Here is a 654-nt window from a genome sequence, read left to right as displayed (position 1 = left end):
CCATGGACATGCTGGTTCCCGCCGGTCGGCCGCTTCCCGCGATCCGGCACGATTTCAGATGGCCGAGAAGCCGCCGTCGACAGACAGTTCCACCCCATTCACGAAGCTGGAATCGTCTGAAGCAAGAAACAGCGCGGCCGCCGCGATTTCCTCGGGACGGCCCATCGTTCCCCGCGGGATCAGGGATTCGAACATCCGCTTCGCCTCTTCGGTCAGGACCTGGTCCTGCATCGGCGTGGCGATCGGCCCCGGATGCAGCACGTTCACCCGGATATTCCGGCCCTTCAGTTCGTTGAGCCACCCGCGCGCGAATGCGTGCAGCGTCGCCTTGCTCGCCGCATACACGCTGTAACCGGGGAAACCTTTGAGCGAAGCAACCGACCCGGTCATGAAGATCGATCCGCCATCGTTGAACAGCGGCAACGCCTTCTGGACCGTGAACAGCGTGCCGCGCGCATTCAGGTTGAAGGTTGTATCGAAATGCTGCTCGGTAATCTCGCCCAGCGGCGCGGCTTCGCCCGTGCCCGCGCTCGCATACAGGATGTCGATCCTGCCCTTTTCCCGCTTGACCGTATCGAACAGGCGGTCGAGGTCGTCCAGATTGGCCGCGTCGCCGCGTACGCCGGTCACGTTCCGGCCGATCAGCTTGACGGC

The 654-nt window shown here is 63.6% G+C and carries 1 protein-coding gene; it reads right to left on the bottom strand.

Translation table 11 applies throughout. From position 1 onward, the window contains the following. Positions 1-54: 54 nt before the first annotated feature. On the bottom strand, positions 55-654 hold a 600-nt coding region (locus HLH35_RS19725; RefSeq protein ID WP_182980749.1), incomplete at its 5' end, for an SDR family NAD(P)-dependent oxidoreductase.

This window comes from Gluconacetobacter asukensis (assembly GCF_014174375.1).
GTDB classification, from domain to species: Bacteria; Pseudomonadota; Alphaproteobacteria; order Acetobacterales; family Acetobacteraceae; genus Gluconacetobacter; species Gluconacetobacter asukensis.
The sequence above is the reverse complement of the archived record's forward strand: the minus strand, read 5'-3'. Positions and strand labels throughout refer to the sequence as shown.